Raw genomic sequence first — 21,774 nt, 5'->3', positions numbered from 1 at the left:
GATCCTATTGATATCGATAGTGCAGCGTACTGCCATCGTTGAGTTCAAGCGTCACCGGCACCGTTCTGCTGCCGCCCTGGCCCTGCAACCAGCCTGAAAAAAGCCCGGCGATGATCGCACCAAACGCCGCCTGCCAGTCAGCCGGAGAATGAAGACTGTCGCCTGCCGGTAAGGCGTGATGCGCAATCAGCAGCGCCTTCTCTTCCGGCTGAAGCTGCACAAAGCCCCAGTTAAACCGCGCCAGTTGCAGGTTGGCCTCGCGCTCCAGATCCTGCACGGTGCGAGACGCTGGCAAAGGATAGCGGGTCGCCAGCGATTCACCCATCCTGTAGAGAAAGGCTTCCGCCTCCTGCTGACCGGCGTTGGCGATCATCCCGCCAATCAGCACGCTGACCAGGTCAAACCAGCCCGGCTGATAAGGATGTGATATCCCCGTATGCTCACTCATTACTTCTCTCCGAACAGGTAACGGACATAGAGCCGGGCGCTGCTTTCGTTGTAGTCACCAAAGGTGTCATAACCCAGCTGGCCGCCAATCGTCACATCTTTATTGAGTTTGTAGTCCGCTCCGGCGTGCAGGTTATAGCCGATGCCGTTTTTACTGCCGCCAGAGTAGTAAGCGTCTTTCACGCTGCCGCTGGCAGCAAGGGCTTCCAGCTCTGACTGCAGGCTGGCATCCGCCGGGAAGTACGCGCTCTTATCCTGACTGTAGGTCTGATAACCGGCTGCACCGCCGATATTGACGTTTAAATCGTCAAATTTGCGTGTGAACTCTATCGGGAACGAGACCGACGCGTAGTTCTGCGGGCTGAAGTAGCCGCCCTGCCCATAGCTGAAGTAGCTGAGGTTTTTTGAGAAGTCCATCCACGCCAGATTCATGCCCACTTTCAGCTCGCGGTCGTCACTGTGGAACGGACGAACGTACGCCCCGGCGGTCGCCTGCAGATTGTTGTTGCTGGCAACATTCTCACCAAGGTAGCTGTAAGCGCCGCCGCCAGCGTAGAAGCCCGCATCGCCATTATCGTAGCTTAACAGGGCGTTCGCGCCGTTCTTCGTGACGCGTCCCCAGCGTTTGCCGCTGGCTTTATCTTCTGCGCCGACATAAGAGAGCAGGCTGTCGGTAATCGCGCGACGCTCACCGGTCAGGATCAGCGTCAGGAAATCGGTGAGTTTCGGTGACCACTGCACACCCCCGACCAGCGTACTGAGATCCTGGCCCAGCGGTGTACTGCCGATATCCACTTTGTAGCTGTCGCCCTTAAGCGCCAGATTCAGCTCGACGCCAGAAGCGGTCTGCGAATCGGTGGTCGCGTTGGGCAGGTCATTAACCGTCGCGCCGCCTGCGGCCACCACGCGCCCCTGGCTCAGCGCATTGGTGCCGAAACGCCGCCAGGCATCGGCTGCGCCACTGCCCGCCGTCAGTGAGACCGGCGTGGCGGTAAAATCGAGGCGCGCCTGTTCAAACGGCACGGTAGAGAAGGTCAGCGGTGCTTTGGCTTCCGTCAGCTTGCTCAGGCCCGACTCGCCATCGCGCCCGCGTACCTGCACCATGCCCTGACTCCAGGTGCCGGTTTTCTCCTGCAGCGAATCCATCATGGTGTCGACGTCATGCAGAATCTGTGACTGCTGAGAAACGGTTTTACTGCCCGCTGCCGGTTCATCCTGCGTTGTCACGCCCGCAGTAGCCGCTACTGGTGCCGCCTGCCACGGCAGCACGGTGCCGTAGCTGGACGGTGAACGTCCCACCGGCGAGGTGGTGCGGTTGATAAACGGATTGTCCGCCAGCGCCAGGCCGCCCACGGTCGGCACACTACCAGACTGCGCGCCCTGCAGGCCAATCAGTTGCCCGCGTGCCGAACGCAGATATGCCATCGCCTGTGAATGCTCGCCGTTGGCTTCCGCGACCCGCGCCAGCAGCAGCAGGCGATCCGGCGTCTGCGTGGCGCTGTTAAGGCCGCGGCTCAGTTCACTGGCGCGCTGCACATTGTTCTGCGCCAGCGCGACGTTGATGGCCCCGACACGCGCATCCTGGGTCGGCGTATCCTGAGTCATCAGGTAGTCATACACGACACCCGCATCCCGGTTCATCTTACCGTCCTGATAGAGACGGGCCATCGCGAACATCAGATCGCGGTTCTGCGGATCCTGCTGCAGCGCACCTATCAGCTTGTCATAGGCCACCGCGTACTGCCGCTGCTGCCGCAGGCGATCCACTTCGTTAATCAGATAGCCGTTACGAATACCGGCCAGCTGCGTCGGGGTACTGCGCGCCTGCAGCTCCGGGTTGCTGAGGAAGCGCTGCGCCTTACTGCCGAGGCCTGCCTGATTCAGCACCGCCATCTGCGCGGCATAATCGCCCGCATTGCCCTGCACGCCACGCTGCAGGTTCGTGCGCACCACCGACACCGCGCTGGTGAGATCGCCCGCCTTTGCCAGCTTCTGCGCCAGGTTGCCGGCATCCACCGGATTAGCGGGCGGCGTGACCGTGAGCGCTTTCAGGGTATTGACGGCGGCGGCCGTCGCGCCCTGCGCCAGGTACTGATCGGCGGTACTCATCTGCAGATTGAAATTCACCCGTTGCGCCAGTTCACGCATCGCCGCCGTCTGCGCATTGGCAGGAATGCGTGCCAGCAACGCGCTGGCCTGCTGCCAGCCACCGCTTTCGCTGGCGTTCAGCGCACCGGCATAGAGTTCGCTGGTGCTGGCCCCGTTGCGCATTACCGGCTGCATCACGTTGGCCGCCAGCAGCGTATCGCCCTGCTGACGATAAAGCCGGGCTAAATCGAGCCGCAGCCAGCCATCGGAGGGATAGCGCTGAATACCCTGCTGCAGCGTCGCGATGGCAGCAGCGTTGTTACCGGCCGCCAGCTGACGCTTTGCCTGCTGACGCAGCGCATCCGCTTCATTGGCCCGTGGCGTGACGCTCTGACGAACGCTGTCGGGCAGTGCCCCGAGCAGCGTACTGGCTTCGGCACTGCGATTCTGCTGACGCAGAACGTAGAACAGCCCTTCTTTGGCGCTGCGGTTGTCCGCATCACTTTGCAGAATGGTGCGGTAGATCTGCTCAGCCTGCTGCGGTTGATTGGTGCGGCGCAGCACGTCGGCGCGGAACAGCCTGGCGGCCAGCCCTTTTTCACCGTCAGCCTGGACCAGCGGTTCGCTTAAGGTCAGCGCCTGCGCGCTGTCGCCGTTTTTCAGCGCCTGCTGCGCGCTGGCCAGCTGGGCGTAAAAGCGCGCGTCATCGGCCTGCTGCTGGCGCGAGGAACCCTGATCGCCGCCCTGCTGAGCAGAGCGCTGCAGATAATCAGCCGCTTCCTGATAACGTCCGGCTCGCTGGGCCACATAGCCCATGCCCGCTAACGCATCGGCATCCTGGGGATTCGCGCCCAGCACTTTTTCAAAACTGGACTGCGCTCCGCCGACGTCACCGCTGTTCAGCGCGCTGAATCCGGCCCCTTTTTCTGCGCCACCCACATTTTTACGGTAGTAGTCGATAACGGCAGCGTCCTGCGGATGACGCTGCTGCCAGGTCTGATAGAGTGCCGCATCTGACGGCTGCGGACCGAGCCACAGCAGCGCCTGGCGCAGTGAACGATCGGCATCCTGATTACCACTTGCCAGCGAACTCAGCACCTCAATGCCTTCGCGACGGGTCGGTTCCTGATAGCTCAGCGCTTTACCCAGCGCCAGCCGCGCGCCGGTGTCCTGCGGATGCTGAGCCGCAAACTGCCGCAGCGCCTCAACCGCCTGCGGCAGCAGCGTACGGTCACCCGCCATCGTAAGATAATATTCCGCCGCGACGCCTGGTGGCGGCTCATTACCGCTGAAGGTATTGCGCCAGGTCTGTAACGCCGCCGGAATGTTGCCGCTGCGCGCCTGCTGACGCGCCAGCGAAAGCTGCGCCTGTGGAATGGTCTGCATCTGGCGCGCATTATCCAGCTCGCTCAGGTGCGGATCGCTGGGGGAGACCTGACTGAGACGGGCACGATACTGTGCTGCGGCAGCCGTGTCGCCGCCCTGCTGTGAATAGAGGGCCAGCAGATAAAGCGCCTGAGTGTTGCCGGGTTCAACCATCAGCACCTTTTGCAGCGAGGCTTTCGCCAGGTCGTCATGCGCTTTCTGATGCCAGTAGGAGGCCTGATCGAACAGAGCCTGCAACGCCGGATTGGCGCTTTCCGCCGCCAGCAGCGGCGGTGACAGGACCAGCGCGCTGCCCAGCAGTAACGCTTTACGGATACCGGCACTTAACAGATTTTTTTTCATTATTGTTGTCCTTACTTCCTGCCGGAATCATGGCCCTGCTTTGGGTTCAGACGCCGCCAGGCATGACGCTTCAGCATCACCCAGGCCGCACTGCCCACCAGTGCAGAGAGCAGCATCGCCGCCACCGCCAGCAGCACTGAGTGCTGGCTGGCATACCACACCACCATCATGTACCAGGGCATCTCGCCGCTGGGGAACTGTGCACCGACGCGGAAACTACGAATACCGTTTTCATCCGTGATAATCGCGGTATCACCCCGTACTGCAGCGTTAATCTGTGCCGAACTTAAATCGTTGTGCAGTCGTAACAGCTGATCGTCGCTGGTTGCCACCGTCATCACCACCAGCCGATCGCGATTCCACGGCGACCGGTAGCTGAGAAAGCCCCGCCATGCTTCGTTGGAAGAGAAGTAACGATCGGCATCCAGCTGCTGACGACTCCAGTCGCCGGTCAGCCAGCCGCGTAATTTTTCCAGCGTGTCCGGCTCTTTCACCCCAAAGGTGCTGCTGGTGGCATCATAGGGTGACGCCGCCAGCATCGCCTGATTGAAGGCGCTGTTGCCGGTGGTGCTGACCGCCAGTAGATCGCTCTGCTGGATTCGCGCCAGATGGGTGCCGCCAGTGGGCAGACCAAACAGCACCTGATTCTGCGTCAGCGCCACGCCGGTCGCGGTTCCGGCCCGCGCCGCCAGATCCAGCAGCGTCGACAGCTCGGCATCGCTGGGCGTTTCCGGCAGCAGCAGCGTGGTCTGGCCGAAGTCAGCCAGCCGCGAGAACGGGAACGAGGCACCCACAAAGTATGAGAGGTTCGGCAACATGCTGAAGTGGCGGGTATGGCTCAGATCGATCCACGCGTCCTCTTCAATCCGGCTCTTGATATTGTTGTTCAGGAGCACGCCGCAGGGCGCATCGGCGCGCGGTTTGATATTGAAGTAGAGCGCCAGCTGGTTATCGCCATAGATCAGATAAGGTTCAAGATTCAGTTGATACTGCTCCTGACGCGCATCACCGCCTAAACGATGCCAGGCGTTCTCCAGCAGCCCAACTTTGTTGACCGTCAGGTTGCGCAGAAACGTGCCGTTGAGCATGACGTTAAGGAACGAGTTGTCCTCATCAATCCAGCTTTCAGACGGGAAGCGATAGTGCAGATTGACCGGCACGGTGTCGCCATCCCACAGGAACAGATCAGGCGCGGCGCGGAAGTTAACCCGCAGCGCATCATGCCAGATGCCGCTGCTGGTCAGGCTCTGATCTTTACGCAGCAGTTCGCTCAGGCGGACCGGACGGTCAGTGTTAATCCAGCGCGGCGCATCGTAAGGTTTGCGGTTGCCAATGGTCTGTACAGGAACCTGCAGCTGGCTCTCATCGGTAGTGAATGGCTGGGTCGTCAGACGGTTCGCCGCCTGACGCAGCTGATCGTCATTGTTGCCACTGACCAGCAGCAATTTGTAAACCGGGTTACTGGGGTTATCCACCACCTGTAGCATCGGGCCATTACTGGCCGGGAACGTCAGCGTGCCGATTCGATCGCCAGGATGACCAAACAGGATGCCGTTGTTTTCCGGCAGTTCGCCGCGTACCACCGGGAACCGGATGCCGCGATAATCACTCTGAATGCCGAGCCAGGAAGCCACCAGCGCCGCCGCGCTGACCGCATCAGGTGAGACGTTACTGGCAAAACCCATCGTGATGGTGGACGCCGTCATCCGCTGCGGATCCAGGAAGGGACGCGGGAAGTTGCGCAGGCGGGTGCCGATATTAAGCTTCTGTCCTTCAAGGTGCAGCGCGGTATTCGGCAGAATGGTGACCTGATACTGCTGCGCGCTCTCTTTCTCACACAGCAGCTTGTCTGCATCGTTGATTTTAAAACTGAGGTTGTTGTCCGACACCACCATCGCCGCCGGAATATCCAGCTCATAATCACTGACGTCACTGTCCGTGGCACCCAGCGGCAGCGTGCCGAGCGGCTGACCATTCAGCATCAGCTGCAGCGAGGTGTTGCGTGCCGCCAGCGCGGCGGAGACGCGCAGCGTCAGACTGAGTCGCGCATTGGTAATCACTTCATCGCTGGGGAGAGTAAAGGTGATGCCCGACTGTAACTGACCGCCGGTCAGCGTGATACCACGCGCCTGGCCCATCTGGGCCACAGAAACCACACTGCTGATCGGCTGATTGATGGCCGCCGCGATGGGTGGCTGCGGTTCTGCAACCGGTGCAGTCGCCTGGCCCGGCGCGTAGGGCAGCGCACTGGCAGCCGCTTCCAGCGCCGGATCGGCATTGCTCAGCCCCTGTGGCAGCGGCACCGTGGAAAGCGCGCTGCTATCCTGCGTCACTGCGCCACTGCTCGTCACCGACGCTGTGGCCGGCGCGACGGAAGAAGACTCGCCGCTCGCTGACGCCTGAGGCGCTGATGTTGCCTCACCCGCTGGTGCGTAAGAAGCGTTGGTTGATGACGGCGTGGCATCCGGTACTGCGCGCTGTGGCGCAGAGGCCGGTGCAGATTCCTCGGGCTGGGCCGCGGATGGCACTGACGGCATTGCTGACCCGCCCACACTCATCGGGGTCGTCACCTGCGCTGAACCGGCATCCGGTGTGGCAGCATTATTAACAGGCGTTGCAGGTGGCGTCGCATACGCCGCATCGCTGGCCGGGGCCTGGTTTTCCGCTGGCGCACTGACAGTGACATCGACTGACTGTGTGGTTGCAGCGGCCGCAGACGACGCCGGAGCCGCACTGTTTACCGGCGCACTCGCGGTGGCATCAGCAGATTTCGAGGTTGCAGTGGCCTCAGCTGGCTGGGTGGTTGCAGCAGCCTCAGGCGGCGTCGGAGCCGCACTGTTTACCGGCGCACTCGCGGTGGCATCAGCAGATTTCGAGATTGCAGTGGCCTCAGCTTGCTGGGTGGTTGCAGCAGCCTCAGGCGGCGTTGGAGCCGCACTGTTTACCGGCGCGGCACTGCTGCTATCCATCGCCGTCGACGTTTCCGCGCCAGCGGGCGTCAGCCATAACGCGGCGGTCAGTGAACTGGCCAGCAACGTATGCGTCAGGATTTTCATGCCGCGCCATCCTCTTTCGCCGCCGCGACAACCGGGTCGACTTTTTTACGTTTATCGTGGCGGCCCCTCCAGGTCAGCCAGAACAGCTCAAATACGGTACGGATAATGGTGCCCAGTGAAATCAGCGGGTTGTCCTGCTTATACTCTGGCTGGATCCAGGCATCCGCACGTGCCAGCACCACACGCACCAGTTCGCGACGGCGCGCCAGCGGCATCGCCTCAAAGCGCAGGCGAATGCTCTCGTCATCGCCAGAAATCTTACTCACCGGGATGGTGATCGCGCCGGATTTCAGCAGAAGATCAATCTCTTCAATTTCGTCCGTTTCATGACGGCCATCCGGCGCATCGAGCTGTGCACCGCCCATCGACAGGTTGCTGGTCAGGGTGCGTGATGAAATGCCGCTGGCGTAGTGAATAATCGCCGGGATTTGTACGTCAACACGGATGGTTTTACGCACCTGTTTGGTTTCGCGCGCCACGGCAATCGCCGCCATCAGAATAATCAGGCTGAAAATCGCCCAGCCGACGTTGAGCGCAATAACGTATGGGTCGACGCCAAAATAGTCATGCATCACTGCACGCACTACGCCAGCAACAATCCCGATGCCCAGCAACAGCGCCACAATCACGTGCGGACGCACGATGTGGAAATCGAAGAAGCCCTGATCCAGCACACCGCCTTTGTCGGTCACGTTAAACTTGCCATGTTTCGGCGACAGTAGCGTCAGGATGGTCGGAATGACCAGATGGAAGCACATCACCGTCTCATAAATCTCACCCCAGAAGGTGTAACGGAAACGGCCATTCATGCGTGAGTTAACATAAAGCGACATCACCAGATGCGGCAGCACGTAGGCAAAAATCAGCGATGCCGACGAATGAATAATATTCAGGTTAAACAGCAGGTAAGCCAGCGGCGCGGTCAGAAAGGCGACGCGTGGCAGGCCGAACTGGAAGTGGAGCATGGCGTTGAGGTAGCAAAGACGCTGCTGCCACTTCAGGCCACGGCCAAACAGCGGATTATCGACGCGGAAAATCTGCGTCATGCCGCGCGCCCAGCGGGTACGCTGGATGATATGCAGACCCAGACGTTCGGTCGCCAGGCCGGCCGCCAGCGGGATCGACAGGAACGCTGAACCCCAGCCCAGGCGCTGCATTTTCAGGGCGGTGTGTGCATCTTCGGTGACAGTTTCAACGGCAAAGCCGCCAATCTCTTCCAGCGCCGAACGACGGATCACCGCACAGGAGCCGCAGAAGAAAGTGGCATTCCAGTTGTCGTTACCCTGCTGCACCGGGCCATAAAACAGCGCGCCTTCGTTGGGAATGCTGCGCGCAGCGCGCAGATTACGCTCAAAGGGATCGGGCGAATAGAAGTAGTGCGGCGTCTGCAACAGCGCCAGCTTCGGATCTTTCAGAAACGGTCCCACCGTCGCCTGCAGGAAGGTGCGGGTCGCCACGTGGTCGCAGTCGAAGATGCAAATCAGTTCACCTTTGGTGATTTTCATTGCATGGTTGAGGTTACCGGCTTTGGCATGTTTGTTGTCGTCGCGGGTGATATACCCTACCCCGACATCCGCCGCAAAGCGGGCAAATTCGCTGCGCTTGCCATCATCCAGCAGATAGATTTTGAGTTTGTCACGCGGGTAGTCGATACACTGCGCCGCCAGCACGGTATCGCGCATCACATCCAGGCTTTCATTGTAAGACGGCACATAAATATCGACCGTCGGCCACAGACGGGTATCGTCCGGCAATGGCTCAATGGTGCGCTTTAATGGCCAGGTGGTTTGCAGGAAGCCGAGAATTAAGATCAGCCAGACGTAAAGCTCCGCCAGATATAAGCCAATCCCTAATATCGCCTCGACTTCGGAATTAAAGTGCAGCGTCTCAGTGGTGCGCCACCAGATATAACGGCTGGACATCAGGGCAGAGAGAATCACCATCACCACGGTTATTTTGCGGCTCTTGCTGAAACCCAATAAAAACATCATGCCGATGCTGATCAGACCAAAAATATACTGTTTCTGGCTGTCCATCGGCGTAATGATGATCACCGCGGCAACGGGTGCAAGCACCAGCAGCAGCAGGTAAAACCCGATTTTACTCATGATTCACCCTGAGAAGAGCTGTTTAAGTCAGTCGCCTGCAGTAGCCGACTAAAAATGATTTGTGCGGATGGGAGCCTGAACTTCACCATTTCCCACGGTGATATTCAGAATGCTGCTGACCCGTTTGGCGATCAGTTCAATATCAAATGCCGCTGCTGAGGCAGGGCTGAAATCATATACGGACTGCTGGGAAGCATTGGCTTCACCCACACTTTCATCACGGTGAACCACGCCCAGTAAATTATCGCCCAGACGCTGCTGCATAAATGCAGTGACATCACGATTAATATTCCGGCGGTTATCGCACTGGTTCAGGATAAAATAGTGCCCATGCTTATTATTGAGCGGTTTCCCGGTCATCCGGTTCTCTTCAATCTGCGGTAATAACGACACAGAGGCGGTATCCGCTAACATCACCACTAAATGCATATCGGCCAGCGCCGTCATTGCTTTAAGGGCCGGGCCCGGACCAGGCGGAAAATCAGCGACAATCACCAGACCGGGATAATTAAGTACCGTATCCAGACCACGCTTAATAAAGTGGGGATCTTTCATCAGGTTCTCTTCGAACCGTTCGCGCTGTGGCTCGGTGACATCGCCATAGGGCAGGACAAAGATATTTCCGCCGGTGGTAAGAATCGACTGGCTCCAGTCCGCCTGCTCTTCTGAGCGCGCCACAAATCCGCGGCCATCATGCAGCGGCACGCCAAAATGAAGACGCAGTGCATTCTGCACATCAAAATCAATGGCCAGAACTTTGCTACCGGAACGCGCCAGACTCCAGGCCAGATTCGCCGCCAGCGTGGTTTTCCCCACGCCTCCCTTCGGCGAGCACACACAAACTAACGGCATAGCGCAATCTTCTCCAGTAACGGTTTGAGTAAGGTTTCTTTCGGCAGATTCGACGGTTCGCTGTCGCGTGAGCGGAACAACGCACCAAACCGTTCCGGTTCAGAATGGGGGGTGGCAGGCGTCATAGCGGGCTTTAAATCCGCCACCATGGCGGGCCGGACGGGCTGAGCATGTGATACAGCAACAGGCTCAGCTAAAGCCCGTTTTTGCGGTGGCGGCGGAAACAGTGATGAAGGGTCACGTTCAGCCGTGCGGGCTGTGGGCAGGTTGCTGCCTGACAGACTATCGAGAATTGCGCTGCGGGCTGATGTCGTCGGTTGCGCGCTGAGTGTGGCAGGCCTTGCCGGTGCCTCAGGCGGTGGCGCGGTAAATTCATCCCCGCGCAGTGGCTGCGGCTGCGGCAGGTCGATACGCTGACCGCCCCCCAATGAGGTCTGATGGTCCTCTTTTGCCAGCTGGCGAATTAAAGCCCATTTACTGTGTTCCGCCGCTTCCTGCGCCTGGCCAGACATATCTTTAAAGTCGATGTCGAGCGTTTGCGTTTTCTCTTTAAAACGCTGCAAATCATCGTAATTATTCTTCATTGGCCGTGGCCTGCAACAAGGGAGGAATTTTCCTGGAATATAACACATCCCTTTAATGTCAGTCAGAAAAACCTGATTACAAATAAAGCAGATTCAATAAAATAGTTTAATCATAAAGATTCACTTACAGCGGAATAAAGCCAATATAAGATGATTAGCCCCTATAATTAATAAGTGATGTTTAAGTTAAATTAATCTGCGATGTTTCAATAATTTTTAAGACTTAGCCGCTATGACAACCACTGGCACAGCCAGGCGGGACACGATAAGCGCAATGTTATGCCACGATCGGGCTGCCGCAGGCGCAAAAAAGTCTGATCGCTGTCATAAGGGATTTGGAGTATTTATCTTTTTTGGCTGCTCATTTCGCCAGAAGAAAAACAGGTTAAATCTGATAACGGAAAAAGAGGGAAAATAACCGAAATGTGATGGCGGGTCTCCCGACGGTGCGGTTTACAGCGCAATTGAGATAAAAAAAGGCTCCAGTAAGGAGCCTTCGTCTTAAGAAATTGTACCGGCTCAGGGTGTATTGCATTACCAAATCAGAACCACAGACGGCTAACCCTCTTCAGGAGAGGGGAGCATACGCCTGTAGCAAAGCATCGCAGGCCATGAATGGCGTCTTTGCGGAGGGCGTATGCTCCCTGAGCCGCCACTGAATTAACGGCCTGAACCGACAATCCTCAGCTGACCTTTTCTGCCACACCCACCGGCTGATTCTCATCCTGATCAACCGCGAAGCAGGCAATCTCCTGACCACCATAGTTTTTCAGCTTCGGTTGCAGCTGTACGCAGGTGCCAAAACGTCGGTGGCAGCGCGCATTGAAGGCGCAGCCTGGCGGCGGATTGAGCGGGCTGGGCAGCTCGCCGGTCAGTTTAATGCGCTCACGACGGTCGTCCGGATTCAGACGCGGCGTCGCTGACAGCAAAGCCTGGGTGTAAGGATGGCGCGGGTTAGCAAAAATCGCCTCTTTACTGCCCTTCTCGACACAACGGCCGAGATACATCACCATCACCTCATCGGCAATGTGTTCTACCACCGACAAATCGTGGGAGATAAAGACGTAGGAGAGTCCCATGTCCTGCTGCAAATCCATCATCAGGTTCAGCACCTGAGCACGTACCGAAACGTCGAGCGCCGAAACCGGCTCATCGGCAATCAGCACGTCCGGATCGAGCATGAGTCCACGTGCGATAGCGATACGCTGACGCTGACCGCCTGAGAACATGTGCGGATAGCGATCGTAATGTTCGGTTTTCAGGCCCACTTTCGCCATCATCTCCAGCGTCTTCTCGCGACGTTCCGCTTTGGTCAGCTGGGTATTGATCACCAGCGGCTCTTCCAGAATCTGGCTGACTTTCTTACGCGGATTGAGTGAGCCATACGGGTTCTGGAACACGATCTGGATTTTCTGACGCCGCAGCTTCTGCGCCTGGGGATCGTGTTTCAGCAGATCCTGACCGTGCCAGTAAAGCTGCCCTTCGGTCGGGGTTTCAATCATCGTCAGCAGGCGGCCCAGCGTGGATTTACCACAGCCTGACTCGCCGACGACCGCCAGCGTTTTGCCGCGCTCCAGATTAAAAGAGACGCCATCCAGCGCCTTAACCAGACGCTCCTGACCAAACAGACCCTTCTTCACCGGGTAGTGTTTTTTCAGATCAATCGCCTGCAGCAGGAACTGATCTTTCGTGATTTCATGACTCATAAGTGGGTCTCCCGGCATCATCCAGCGGATAGTGACACTTGGACTGACGTCCTGGAATGGTGCGCAGTTCCGGTTCTTCCTGGCGACAAAGGTCAGTCGCATAAGGGCAGCGTGGGTTAAGCAGACAGCCAGCCGGGCGGTCATACTTGCCCGGCACCACGCCTGGCAGTGACGCCAGACGCGCTTTATCGGCCGCAAACTCCGGCAGCGCACGCAGCAGCGCCTGCGTATAAGGATGGCGCGGCGCTTTGAAGATATCGGTCGCTTTACCGCTCTCCACCACCTGACCGGCATACATCACGATAATGTGGTGCGCCGCTTCTGCCACTAACGCCAGATCGTGCGTAATCAGGATCAGCGCCATGTTCTCCTGCCGCTGCAGATCCAGCAGCAGTTCAATGATCTGCGCCTGAATGGTCACGTCGAGCGCCGTGGTCGGCTCATCGGCGATCAGCAGCTTAGGCCGGCAGGCGATCGCCATCGCAATCATCACGCGCTGGCTCATGCCGCCCGACAGCTGGTGAGGATAGACATCAAGCCGCGACGCGGGATCGGGAATCCCCACCTGGTTCAGCAGGTCGATTGCCCGCTGACGCCGGGTGCGTTTATTGCCGCCCTGATGCACCTTGATCGCTTCCATAATCTGGAAACCCACGGTGTAGCAGGGATTCAGACTGGTCATCGGGTCCTGAAAAATCATTGCCACTTCTGCGCCCACCAGCTGGCGGCGCTCTTTTTCAGAGATCCGTTTCAGATCGCGCTGGTTGAACTCCAGCTTCTCCGCCATCACTTTGCCAGGGAAGTCGATCAGTCCCATGATCGCCAGTGAACTTACCGATTTACCGGAGCCGGACTCGCCCACGATACCGACGACCTGGCCCTGCTCAACCTGATAACTGATGCGGTCAACCGCACGGAACGGTGCTTTATCGTCGCCGAAATGCACCGATAGTTTGTCTACATTTAATAACGCCATCTCGGTGCCTCTTTACTGCTTGAGTTTCGGGTCGAGGGCATCACGCAAACCATCGCCCATCAGGTTAAATGCCAGCACGGTAAGCAGAATGACCAATCCAGGGAAGGTCACGACCCACCAGGCACTTTGCGCATACTGCAGCACGTCGGAGAGCATGGTGCCCCACTCCGGCGTTGGCGGTTGCGCACCCATACCGAGAAAGCCCAACGCCGCCATATCAAGAATGGCGTTGGAGAAACCTAATGACGCCTGCACGATCAGCGGTGCCAGGCAGTTAGGCAGAATATTCACAAACATCTGGCGCAGCATACCGGCACCGGCCACGCCGGAGGCGGTCACATAGTCGCGGTTCACTTCCACCAGCACCGCGGCGCGGGTCAGACGGATATAGTGCGGCAGTGCCACAAAGGTCAGCGCAATGGAGGCGTTAACGATTGAGGGACCGAAGATGGCGACCAGCACCAGCGCCAGCAGCAGACTGGGCAATGCCAGCATGATGTCGACCACACGCATGATGATGGCATCGACCACGCCGCCAAGATAACCGGCCAGCAGGCCAAATATCACGCCGAAAATCAGCGACAGTACCACCACCAGACAGCCTACCAGCAGCGACAGGCGCGCCCCGTACATCAGACGCGACAGCACATCGCGGCCCACGTCGTCGGTGCCCAGAATGTAGCTCCAGTTACCGCCTTCCTGCCAGACCGGCGGATGCAGCAGCGCGTCGCGGAACTGCTCAGCAGGCGCATGCGGGGCCAGCACATCGGCGAAAATAGCGCACAGCAGCACAATGATGATGTAGACCAGGCCGATGACCGCGCCTTTGTTACGTTTGAAGTAGTGCCAGAATTCCTGGAACGGGGTCATCGGCTTGGGTGCAACGGTAACGCTGCCGGGATCAACAACAGACATGATGCCCCCTTATTTCTTGTGACGTATGCGCGGGTTAACCACGCCATACAGCAGATCAACCAGCAGGTTGACCACAATAATCAGTACTGCCGTCAGCAGCACACCACCCTGTACCACCGGATAGTCACGGCGCTGCAACGCTTCAATCAGCCAGCGCCCCAGCCCCGGCCACGAGAAGATGGTTTCAGTCAGAATCGCCCCGGCCAGCAACGTGCCGACCTGCAGGCCGATGACCGTCACCACCGGCAGCATGGCGTTGCGCAGCGCGTGCACGACGATCACCCGCATCCGCGTCAGGCCTTTGGCGCGCGCCGTGCGGATGTAATCTTCACCCAGTACTTCGAGCATTGCCGAACGCGTCATACGTACAATCACCGCCAGCGGAATGGTGCCGAGCACGATGGCGGGCAGGATCATGTGCATCACCGCATCGTGGAAGTCGCCCGGCTCACCCCAGAAGAAGGTGTCGATCAGCATAAAGCCGGTCAGCGGCATGCTGTCATCCAGGAAGACGGTGTCGCCGACCCGCCCGGAAACCGGTGTCAGGTTGAGCTGCACCGAGACCAGCATGATCAGCATGATGCCCCACCAGAAGATCGGCATGGAGTAGCCGGTCAGTGAGATACCCACGGCGGTGTGATCGAAAATCGAACCACGCTTTACCGCCGCCAGCACCCCAACCGGGATGCCAATAGCCACGGCAAATATCATGGCGCAGATGCCAAGTTCCAGCGTCGCTTTGAAGCGCGGAACAAACTCATCCCAGACCGGGATGCGGCTCTTCAGTGAAATGCCCAGGTCGCCATGTAATACGCCGTTAATGTAGTTCAGGTACTGTTTCCACAGCGGCTGATCCAGACCTAACAGCGCCATTAACTGTGCATGACGTTCAGGAGAAATACCGCGCTCGCCGGCCATGATCAGCACCGGATCGCCGGGGATCATGTGAACAAACGCGAAGGTGAGTAATGTAATACCGATAAACGTTGGGATGACAAGGCCCAGACGTCGGAGTATGAACTGCAGCATAATCCGGGTTCTCTCTTGTCCGTGCGACCGTCGCCGCGCGGGTTGTTATTGCTTACATCTGACGATCGGGTAGGCCCGACCGCGACGCAGCCAGGCTGCGCCTCTACCGTTTCCAGTAAAACAGGGAGATAAAGCCGGGGCGACGCGCAGCCGCCCCGGAAAAGGCGACAATTATTCTTTAATGTCTACCTGAGCAAAGTAGTGTCCGCCCAGCGGATCGACTTTGTAACCGGAGACTTTTTTGCTGACCGGTTCATATACCGTTGAGTGCGCGATCATCAGCGCCGGTGCCTGGTCATGCATCACAACCTGAGCCTGCTTGTAGTACTCAATACGCTTCGCCTGATCGGCGGTGGCGCGAGCTGGCTGAATCTGATCCTCGAAGGATTTATCACACCAGCGCGAGTAGTTAGAGCCATCTTTGGCCGCTGAACAGCTGAACAGGGTCGCCAGGAAGTTATCCGGATCTCCGTTGTCACCGGTCCAGCCCATCATGACGGTCTGGTGCTCACCCGCTTTGGCGCGTTTCAGGTATTCGCCCCACTCGTAGGTCACGATTTTGGCTTTCACGCCAATCTTCGCCCAGTCGCTCTGGATCATTTCCGCCATGCGACGTGCGTTCGGGTTGTACGGACGCTGAACCGGCATCGCCCACAGGTCGATAGAGAAACCGTCTGCCATACCCGCTTCTTTCAGCAGTGCTTTGGCTTTCTCGGGATCGTAGGCGTAGTCTTTTACGTCGTCGTTATAGCCCCACATCGTTGGTGGGATCAGGTTTTTAGCAGGCTGACCTGCACCCTGATAAACGGCGTCGATAATCGCTTTTTTGTTGACCGCCATGGTCAGTGCCTGACGCACTTTCAGGTTATCCAGCGGTTTTTTCTCAACGTTGTACGACAGATAGCCGACGTTCAGGCCAGCCTGCTCATACAGGTTGATGTTTTTGTCCTGCTTCATACGCGCAATGTCAGCCGGGTTTGGATACGGCATGACCTGACATTCGCCCTTCTGCAGCTTGGCGTAACGCACCGACGCATCCGGGGTAATGGAGAAGACTAAGCGGTCGATTTTCGGCTTGGTGCCCCAGTAATCCGGGTTAGCTTTGTAAAGGATGCGCGAATCTTTCTGGTACTGCAGCAGCTGGAACGGACCGGTACCGACCGGGTTCAGGTCAACGTTTTGCGGGGTGCCCGCTTTCAGCATGTTGTCTGCGTACTCTTTCGACAGAATCGAGGCGAAGTCCATGCCGAGGTCAGCAAGGAACGGCGATTCAGGACGCGTCAGCACAAAGCGCACGGTATTCTCGTCCACTTTTTCGATTTTGCTGATCAGCTTCGGCATGTCCATGCCTTCGAAGTATTCGTAGCTGCCGCCAGAGACGCCGTGATAGGCGTTGTTTTTATCCAGCTGGCGCTCAAAGGTGAACACCACATCATCCGCATTGAAGTCGCGCGTCGGTTTGAAATCTTTGGTGGTCTGCCACTTCACACCTTTACGCAGGTGGAAGGTGTAGGTTTTACCGTCTTCACTGACATCCCACTTCTCTGCCAGGGCAGGGTGCAGTTCGGTGGTGCCGATAGTGAACTCAACCAGTCGGTTGTAGATCTGACGTGAGCTGGCATCGTAGGTGGTGCCCGAGGTGAACAACTGCGGGTTAAAGCCTTCCGGAGAACCTTCAGAACAGTAAACGAGGGTTTTTGCCTGAACACCGGCGGCGACAGTCATAGCAATCAGGCTCAGACCGACCTTCAGCATCCCGGATTTAGCCAGGGAGTTGATCATGCTTTTGCTCCATTGTGATGTGATGTTGTGTGTATTGCCCGACCTCTGATTTTTTTATGCGGTTCAGGCGTACCACCGAACAGGTGGTTAACGCGCGCTGCGTTTTTTATGTTTTTTCTGACGCAGATTGTGCATTCAGAAAATTCCGTAACTGCGCGTTTATTGACGCATCAATTTGTCAACAGTTGCAAAGAACGTCAATACAACGGTTACTTATTTACACAGAGTGTGAGGAATAGCATGCAACGGTAATAAAAACCGTTTCTGTCTAAAAGCCATACAATGCACAGCGTAGCTGGCCTGAATTCCGTGCATTGTGCTGGATTGCTGCTCTATCGCTAGTGATTCTCACCGCTAAAAAACTTAAAACTTTTACCGGCAAATGTTGAATAACTGAACGATTCACCGTGCGTTATGACGTTCAACCAGCGGAATATGCTGGGAAAGAAGCATAAGAAATCAGCATGTTGCCGCTTTCGGTCATAAGAAGAATGTGTCGCGAATTATGATCGCAACTCCTGTATGGCAAGGCCTGCCAGCGGGAAAGTGACAATAACAGGGGCTGGTAAGCGGAACGCGCGGCAGTGGGGTTTTACTGGAACCTTCTGGAAGGTAGCGAGGCGAGCAACAAAACAAAATGTGGTAAGCGGGAGTGGCGTTAAGGACTATCGGTGGCACGTATGGCGTTAAGATCGAGATCTGCTTCGGGAACACGGGCAGATCGGAAAGGCGCTTAAACCATCCCTGAACGCTCGGCCCACGCCGTCCATGGCGTGGGACGCTTTCCTCCTCTGCCCGTGTTCCCTACGCCTTGAATTTATGCGCTGCGGTCAGATTCCTAGGGTTTAGATCTGCCAGCCGTCTGTAGTGCTTCTGTACGTACCCGATGCGTCTGCCAGACGTGAAGCGAAGGGAGTATACGCCTGCAGCAAAGCATCGCGGGCCAGGGATGGGTCGCGCTGAGCATGCCAGGGATGGCGTCTTTTGCGTCTTTGCGGAAGGCGTATGCTCCCTGAAGCCTGCTCAGCGGTGAGTTTTTCCCTTTTCTTCAGACGAAAAAAAACCTGTCTTTTCAGACAGGTTTCTTAAATATGGTCGGCGAGAGAGGATTACTCTGCTCTGCGAGCAGCGCCCTTCGGGCCGTTGCTAAAGCAACGTTGTCTCGCTACGCTCGGCTCAAACCTCCTTCGGAGGTTCTCATCCTCTTTTCTTCAGACGAAAAAAAAACCTGTCTTTTCAGACAGGTTTCTTAAATATGGTCGGCGAGAGAGGATTCGAACCTCCGACCCACTGGTCCCAAACCAGTTGCGCTACCAAGCTGCGCTACTCGCCGATGGGGGCGCATGTTACTGCTACCCCCGAACAGCGTCAACCGCTTTTTATGCTTTTGCCGCCAATCGCCTGGAAAGCATGCGGTTACCCGAAATCAACCATCTGCATGTCCCTTTCAGACCACCGCTACAGCGCTTTAGCCTGACTTTTAGCCGGAGCCTGACACCAGTTGTTAGCCGGGTTAATGCCGCCATCTGGCGAGGTATAACCCAGACAGCCCAGAATGGTATCGAACAACTCAACGTGACGATGGGTCCGGCCCACACGCTGCTGCGCCTGCAGGCGTTCGAAGTTACTGCGGTTCTGACTGTCTTCCAGATACTTATCTGACGCCCAGACCATCATCGGGACGCGGAACTGCTCCGGCGGGGCCATCTCACGCGGCGTGCCGTGCAGATGCATATTCTCGCTGATCGACTCGCCGTGGTCGGCAGCATAGAAAACGATCGCCTTCTTATCACGCAGCTGATCCAGCACGCTGTCCAGCATGCTATCGACATAGAGCACTGAGTTATCATAAGCGTTGATCAGCTGCGCTTTGCTGCAGGTCTCGTCGACGCCCATACACTCTGGCTGATACTTCGCGAAGCTGCGCGGATAACGCTGTGAATAAAGATAGTGTGAACCCTTGGTGTGCAACACCACCAGATGCTTACCTTTCGGGAAACGATCCAGTGACGCTTTCATCTCCGGCACCAGCAGCATGTCGTCTACCGATTTACCCTGATTACGCTTTTCTGAACCAATCTGCTCACGGAAGGCAAAGTTGTTGGCATTGATGTTGTCGTAGAACCAGACTTCGCTCTGCATCGCAAACAGCTCAGAGGTGAAGCCCAGCTCTTTCATCACCGCAAACACATTCTGCTCTTTCAGCGTGCGGCCAGGGTTATCCATGGTGCCGCCTTCGCGCACGAACATGCAGCGCAGCGACAGCTTGGTCGCGGTGTCGCAGGATTCACCCCGGAATGCGACCAGATTCTTCTCTTTCGACAGCTTAGGCGTCGTGTCACGCTCATAGCCCAGCATACCCATGTGATCCCAGCGCGTGGTCTCACCAATCACAAACACCACATAGGTGTCGTCCAGACCGGCAGGCGCAACATAGGTAAACTTCTTCGCCGGATCCAGCAGTTCCTCGTTTTGCAGCGACTCATCTACGCGGGTCCAGGCAAACAGACCTACAGCCGCCAGCCAGTTAGAAGGCAGATACGAGTGGGCGACTACGCCGCCGTAGCTCGGCAGATCGATGTTAGTAATCTCTTCATTATGCTTCTGCAGCTTGTCGAAATAACGGATCGGCAGCCACACCAGCGCTACACAGAGCAGCATAATCAGGGTCGGTTTCAGGCGCTGTCCTGGCGTACGCAGCTGCTCGTTCAGCGTCATGCTCAGCCTGTTGCGCCAGATCATCAGCAGCGGCAGCGCGCTGACCAGCACCATCCACAGGATGAAATGGTAGCCAACCACTTCTTTAGAAAGATCGGTATCGGTCGTCATCACCGACGCCACAATACCGTAGCCAATCACGACGTTAAAAAACGCCATGTAATAGGCGGCGGCAACAGATATCAGAACAATCAGCGTGGCCAGCACGCGATAAAACCACTTTCCGCCCAGCGACAGCAGACGCATCAGGAAGAACGTCAGCAGCACAATGGCAACTACCTCGGTAACGGCAGTGAGCCAGTTCGTTACCGTGGATTGCCTGAGAAAACCGTCAAAACGACGGTAGAAAATCGGTAAGTTCAGCAAAATACCGAGGTAGAGCGCCAGCAATAGCGATAACTTCTGCTGGGTCAGGGTTTTAATATAATTCATGAAAAAAGGGGTTTCTCCGGTGTGAAGCGCTTGACCAAATCTTTTATGTGACTGCCGAAACGCGGCAGAGTTCGCTGAATAAGCGGACCGGACAAGATGAAGGAAAATTCTGAACGGATTTACTGGCTATAACGCAAGGTGGCTCAGTAAAGCATGGCCGCGTTTGATAGACCAGAAAATAATCTTTGTCGACCGGATTAGCACATTTTTTGTACATGGCTGACAGTAGCTATTGGCTGACTGACGCAGAAAACAGCAGGAGAGAGGATGTGAAAAAATGCGGGCCTGATGGTATCAGGCCCGCAGTACGCTTAGCGAATGATGTTCAGTGTAACGTCGATATTATTGCGGGTAGCGTTTGAATAAGGACAAACGATATGCGCCGCATCAACCAGCTTCTGCGCTTCTGCTTCATCCATCTCTGGCAGATGAATGTTCAGCGTGGCTTCAATACCAAAGCCGTCAGGGATCGGACCGATACCGACTTCACCTTCAATCCACGCATCTTTTGGCATCGCGATTTTGTCGCGGCCTGCAACAAACTTCATCGCGCCCAGGAAGCAGGCAGAGTAGCCTGCAGCAAACAGCTGCTCAGGGTTAGTCACTTCACCGCCTGCACCGCCCATCTCTTTTGGCACGCCCAGTTTAACGTCCAGTACACCGTCAGAAGAGGTTGCACGACCATCACGACCACCGGTTGCTTTGGCTTTGGCGCGGTAAACCACTTGTTCTAAAGACATGACATTTCTCCGTTACGCTATTTAATCGCCCGCGACTTATTTAACCGTAATCAGGCGGTGAGGTTCAACGGATGCAGCGCATCCGTCGGCAATATTTATCGTGATTGATTCAGGTTATCACGCAACCCATCGAGCTGTAATTTCAGCGCCAGCAGGGCGTCATCGTCACAGGCTGTGGCACATTTAACCGCTTCAGGAATCGCTTCAGCCTTAACGCGCAGCGCGCGGCCAGCCTCAGTCAGCGTTACCGCAACCTGGCGTTCATCCTGCCGGGTGCGCTGGCGGTAAATCAGACCTGCGCTTTCCAGCCGCTTCAGCAGTGGCGTTAATGTTGCCGAGTCTAAAAAAAGCTGCTCGCCAATCTCTGACACCGTGACATCATCTTTCTGCCACAACACCAGCATCACCAGATACTGCGGATAGGTAATGTCGAGCTGGCTCAGCAACTGGCGATAGACTTTATTCATCGCCAGATTGGCAGAATAAAGCGCAAAGCAGAGTTGCTGATCGACCAACAGTGGCATCGTTTTCACTTTTTTGTCATCTTGATCACAGTTCATGGTGATTAATATAGATAGCGCGCTAGATAATTGCAAGCAAACTTTTTTGTCAG

Annotated in this window: 14 protein-coding genes, 1 tRNA gene and 1 other RNA gene; all 16 read right to left on the bottom strand. The window is 56.8% G+C overall.

All coding sequences use genetic code 11. The features are described 5' to 3' along the window. Positions 1–4 precede the first annotated feature (4 nt). The 16 genes from bcsD to F3I20_RS15550 all read right to left on the bottom strand — a co-directional run bounded on the left by bcsD (position 5) and on the right by F3I20_RS15550 (position 21,721). The gene (bcsD, locus tag F3I20_RS15625; protein ID WP_150013325.1) at positions 5–448 is read right to left on the bottom strand and encodes a cellulose biosynthesis protein BcsD; all 444 of its coding nucleotides are present in this window, start codon (positions 446–448) and stop codon (positions 5–7) included. Then, entirely contained in the window at positions 448–4,263 is a 3,816-nt protein-coding gene (locus tag F3I20_RS15620) for a cellulose biosynthesis protein BcsC (protein WP_150013327.1), read from the bottom strand. Before F3I20_RS15620 ends, bcsD begins: the two co-directional genes overlap by 1 nt. An 11-nt stretch (positions 4,264–4,274) precedes the next feature. After that, complete coding sequence (gene bcsB, locus F3I20_RS15615; protein ID WP_150019105.1) at positions 4,275–7,319, bottom strand: cellulose biosynthesis cyclic di-GMP-binding regulatory protein BcsB; 3,045 nt, start codon at positions 7,317–7,319, stop codon at positions 4,275–4,277. After that, a complete protein-coding gene (bcsA, locus tag F3I20_RS15610; protein ID WP_150037926.1) occupies positions 7,316–9,427 on the bottom strand; it encodes a UDP-forming cellulose synthase catalytic subunit in 2,112 nt (703 codons plus the stop codon). The genes bcsB and bcsA overlap by 4 nt, the downstream gene beginning before the upstream one ends. A gap of 48 nt (positions 9,428–9,475) precedes the next feature. After that, positions 9,476–10,279 carry a cellulose biosynthesis protein BcsQ gene (gene bcsQ / locus F3I20_RS15605; RefSeq protein WP_150013333.1) on the bottom strand — a complete coding sequence of 268 codons (804 nt, stop codon included), beginning with the start codon at positions 10,277–10,279 and terminating at the stop codon, positions 9,476–9,478. Further along, the gene (gene bcsO, locus F3I20_RS15600) at positions 10,270–10,863 is read right to left on the bottom strand and encodes a cellulose biosynthesis protein BcsO (protein WP_150013335.1); all 594 of its coding nucleotides are present in this window, start codon (positions 10,861–10,863) and stop codon (positions 10,270–10,272) included. The genes bcsQ and bcsO overlap by 10 nt, the downstream gene beginning before the upstream one ends. A gap of 683 nt (positions 10,864–11,546) precedes the next feature. After that, a complete protein-coding gene (dppF, locus tag F3I20_RS15595) occupies positions 11,547–12,569 on the bottom strand; it encodes a dipeptide ABC transporter ATP-binding subunit DppF (protein WP_150013337.1) in 1,023 nt (340 codons plus the stop codon). After that, a complete protein-coding gene (gene dppD / locus F3I20_RS15590; protein WP_150013339.1) occupies positions 12,559–13,545 on the bottom strand; it encodes a dipeptide ABC transporter ATP-binding protein in 987 nt (328 codons plus the stop codon). Before dppD ends, dppF begins: the two co-directional genes overlap by 11 nt. Positions 13,546–13,557: 12 nt before the next feature. After that, positions 13,558–14,460, bottom strand: a complete 903-nt coding sequence (gene dppC / locus F3I20_RS15585) for a dipeptide ABC transporter permease DppC (protein ID WP_150013341.1) — start codon at positions 14,458–14,460, stop codon at positions 13,558–13,560. Positions 14,461–14,469: 9 nt separating this feature from the next. Further along, the gene (gene dppB, locus F3I20_RS15580; protein ID WP_013359638.1) at positions 14,470–15,489 is read right to left on the bottom strand and encodes a dipeptide ABC transporter permease DppB; all 1,020 of its coding nucleotides are present in this window, start codon (positions 15,487–15,489) and stop codon (positions 14,470–14,472) included. Positions 15,490–15,660: 171 nt separating this feature from the next. Beyond that, positions 15,661–17,271: a dipeptide ABC transporter periplasmic-binding protein DppA gene (gene dppA / locus F3I20_RS15575; RefSeq protein ID WP_150013343.1), complete on the bottom strand. Its 1,611-nt coding sequence runs from the start codon at positions 17,269–17,271 to the stop codon at positions 15,661–15,663. A gap of 1,092 nt (positions 17,272–18,363) precedes the next feature. After that, positions 18,364–18,493: non-coding RNA, RtT sRNA (locus F3I20_RS15570), on the bottom strand. Between the two features lie 34 nt (positions 18,494–18,527). Continuing rightward, positions 18,528–18,604, bottom strand: a tRNA-Pro gene (locus tag F3I20_RS15565). A 125-nt stretch (positions 18,605–18,729) separates the two neighbouring features. Further along, positions 18,730–20,421, bottom strand: a complete 1,692-nt coding sequence (gene eptB, locus F3I20_RS15560; RefSeq protein ID WP_150013345.1) for a kdo(2)-lipid A phosphoethanolamine 7''-transferase — start codon at positions 20,419–20,421, stop codon at positions 18,730–18,732. Positions 20,422–20,732: 311 nt separating this feature from the next. Then, on the bottom strand, positions 20,733–21,161 hold the full coding sequence (locus F3I20_RS15555; protein ID WP_013359635.1) for an organic hydroperoxide resistance protein: 429 nt from the start codon (positions 21,159–21,161) through the stop codon (positions 20,733–20,735). A gap of 95 nt (positions 21,162–21,256) precedes the next feature. Next, positions 21,257–21,721, bottom strand: a complete 465-nt coding sequence (locus F3I20_RS15550; protein WP_150013347.1) for a MarR family winged helix-turn-helix transcriptional regulator — start codon at positions 21,719–21,721, stop codon at positions 21,257–21,259. Between the last annotated feature and the right edge of the window lie 53 nt (positions 21,722–21,774).

Origin of the sequence: Candidatus Pantoea gossypiicola (assembly GCF_008632075.1) — a bacterium.
Classification (GTDB): domain Bacteria; phylum Pseudomonadota; class Gammaproteobacteria; order Enterobacterales; family Enterobacteriaceae; genus Pantoea; species Pantoea gossypiicola.
The sequence above is the reverse complement of the archived record's forward strand: the minus strand, read 5'-3'. Positions and strand labels throughout refer to the sequence as shown.